Origin of the sequence: Mucilaginibacter sp. (assembly GCF_039207105.1) — a bacterium.
Classification (GTDB): Bacteria; Bacteroidota; Bacteroidia; order Sphingobacteriales; family Sphingobacteriaceae; genus Mucilaginibacter.
In genome coordinates this window covers 1-3,011 of the sequence record NZ_JBCECK010000288.1, presented here as the reverse complement: position 1 = coordinate 3,011, position 3,011 = coordinate 1, and the positions used below count along the sequence as shown (strand labels likewise).

2 protein-coding genes are annotated in these 3,011 nt (G+C 44.0%); both read right to left on the bottom strand.

Going from position 1 to position 3,011, the window contains the following annotated elements; all coding sequences use genetic code 11:
• Positions 1–86 precede the first annotated feature (86 nt).
• Positions 87–1,316: a DUF5009 domain-containing protein gene (locus tag AAGC65_RS25650; protein WP_343115304.1), complete on the bottom strand. Its 1,230-nt coding sequence runs from the start codon at positions 1,314–1,316 to the stop codon at positions 87–89.
• 9 nt (positions 1,317–1,325) lie between these two features.
• On the bottom strand, positions 1,326–3,011 hold a 1,686-nt coding region (locus AAGC65_RS25645), incomplete at its 5' end, for a RagB/SusD family nutrient uptake outer membrane protein (protein WP_343115303.1).

The window sequence follows — 3,011 nt, the reverse complement described above, 5'->3', positions numbered from 1 at the left end:
GATATAAGGTAAAGTTGCTTGTAAATAAGTTTAACAAAAAGCGCGATAGCATTAGCTATCGCGCTTTTTGTTTTTGAAGGGTTATGTTAAACCCTGATATAGATCTTCCTTTTATCAAGTACCCAGCCTACAAACCAGCAAATAAGCATGTAGCTTATAGCAAATAGCAATGAGCCGATAGCTCCGGGAGCGATTACCTGGTATAGGGATGTATTTATCCAGTCATAAAGGGATGTGCCATGTACAGAAAGCATATAAAACAGGATCACCAGTATTTCTGACAGGATATAAATAGGTAAGGGGTTTTTACCCAGAATGGTGAAAAATCTTGTCCAGTTCCATTTGTTCCAGCTGTTGATCTCCAGGGCGTATATCAGGAAGGAAAGGATCACGAGATCGAGCCCGGTGGTTACCAGTACAAAAGAACTTGTCCACAGCTTTTTGTTGATCGGGAATACCATATTCCAGGTAACAGCCAAAAAGATGAACAGGCAGCCCATAAGCAACATTTTAGCGATAACATCATAGCCCTTACCTTTTTGCTGTATAAATTTACCGGCATAATAGCCAACAATAACGTTTACAATGGCTGGCAGGGTGCTCAGGATACCTTCGGGATCAAAGGCTATTTTTTCGCCGTGATACATGTGGCTGTCGCCGAGTATATATTTATCTAAAAATATGCCCGCGTTACCGGTCATACTCAACGGATCGGCAGGGTTGCCAAAAACCTGTAGCAATATCCAGTAACCCAATAAAAATAGTACGGATAAAATAATAACCGATTGCTTTGACAGAAAATGGATCATGAGCGATGCAAAACAATAGCATAAGGCTATACGTTGCAAAACCCCCATAATGCGTGTATTGGCAATAGGCAGCAAAGAAACGTGCCCGCCGCTAAAATTAAAAAACGGGAACCAGTACATGAGGTAACCTATTAAAAAGATGAGCAGCGAGCGTTTGAATATTTTACCCATAACGGCGCCGCTGCCCAAATCCTGGTATTTTTTCATGGAAAAGCTCATGGCATTACCTACCGCGAATAAAAACGAGGGGAATACCAGATCGGTAGGGGTAAAGCCATGCCAGGCCGCATGCTCCAATGGTGAAAAGGCCGTAGCCCCGCTGCCGGGTGTATTTACAATGATCATGAAACAGATGGTCATGCCACGAAATACATCCAACGATAAAAATCGTGTTGATGATTTGTTCATAAAATGGTTTTGTTTGGTTTTAGATCGGCTTAAAACAGGAGGGGTGATAAGTATAAGCGTTTTGTAAAACCCACCACGGTGATAGCGTGGTGGGTTCATGATAATTTATTAATATCCTGTATTTTGTTTAAGCACAGGGCTGCCACCGCTTGCACTCAAATCAATTTGCCGTTGAGGTATAGGGTAATAATCGTTTTTACCTTTAACGTATTTACCGCTTTTAAGGTCGGTTGTAACGGTATTTTGATATTTGAAATAGGCATTCAGCTCAGTTTCAGCAGTACCCCACCTAACCAGGTCAAAAAAGCGATGACCTTCCATTGCCAGCTCAATTTTGCGCTCAAAGTATATAGCCTTCAAAGCAAAAGCCTGGCTTACAAATGCTCCTCCGGGATACGTACTTACCTTGTAATTTGCAGCCGGGGTATTGGTAAAGCCGCCAGTTGGATTTTTAGGATCTTTGTAAGTATGTACCCAGCCGGCAGGGTTGGCAGCCCTGGTACGTACCATATTTACATAGGTTTGGGCTTTTTGCAGGTTGCCCAACTGAGCTTCTACTTCGGCGGCCATTAGTAGTACATCGGCAAAGCGAATCACATTGTAGTTGATCGCGGATCCGGGTGCCCAGGAGTGCTGATCGCCGTCAATATCCTGAGTAGCGTTCCAGTATACATTTTTTATAGGCGAATACGGACCTGCATAGCTTTGATCACGCACCCATGAATCGCCGGGATGAACACCCCAATCCAGGTATGGTATACCACGGCGGCCGGCTGTCCAATCCAAACGCGGGTCAATATTACCGGCATCAGGAGTAAAGGCTGTAGACGATGATATGTGCATATCATTTTTTATAGGATGGCTGTTAAAATCATCCAGGTAAGGTAAGCCATTGGCATCGGTACGGAAGTGATTAACCAGATCGGCCGATGGTTGATAAAAACCGCAGCACGGGAAAGGGCTGTTTGTGCCGTAAGGGAAGTTCAACATGTCGCCATTATTGCCATTGGATGGGCCGGCGGGATCGACGTTAGCAGCCATCTGGATAGCGAATACAGCTTCTGCCGAGTTCTCTGTTTCTGGTGTAAAGTTGTCATCAAACTTGGCATTCAATGCGTATTTAAGGCCGTTTGAGGTTGCCCCGTTCAAAATTACATCATCAAACACGGTTTTGGCCTGCGCGTATTTTTGCTCATATAAATAAGTTTTAGCCAGGTATGCTCCTGCCGCCCATTTATTGGCCATACCTACACTTGCTTGTGCACCGGGCAGATTTTTATAGGCATAATCAAAATCAGCCTCAATTTTTGACCATACATCTGTATTATTTGGCTGATTAAAGTTGGTAGTGGTTTCATCAATGTAAGGAACACTTTTAAATATCTTTCGCAGGTCAAAATAATAATGACCCCTTAAAAACCTGGCCTGGCCAATAATATTCGCTTTTTCCTCGTCGGTTAATGTAGTTACTTTAGCTACTACCTTTAAAGTAGTATTGGCCCTTGAAATGCCTTCGTAGTCGGCTTTCCATTTACTGTTGTAAAAAACGTTGGTGGGGTCGCTGTAAAACTGCATAATAGGTTCAATTTCAGATACGTCGCCGGCTATACTGCCTTTGTTGGCATCACCACCTGCAACACCGCCTAAAACCCAGTTATCCGGTGATGTTTCCCAAGGGTTGCCACCGCCAATGGCAAAGGTGCCGTCAGAATTGCCAGCCATACCATCCAAGGCGGCATAGGTGCCGATGAGCAGGCCGTTAACACCATCCTTTGTTTCCAGCAGGGGTGATTC

Coding starts and splice junctions, on each gene's coding strand:
- AAGC65_RS25650 (WP_343115304.1), bottom strand. CDS start 1,316: ATGAACCCACCACGCTATCACCGTGGTGGGTTTTACAAAACGCTTATA.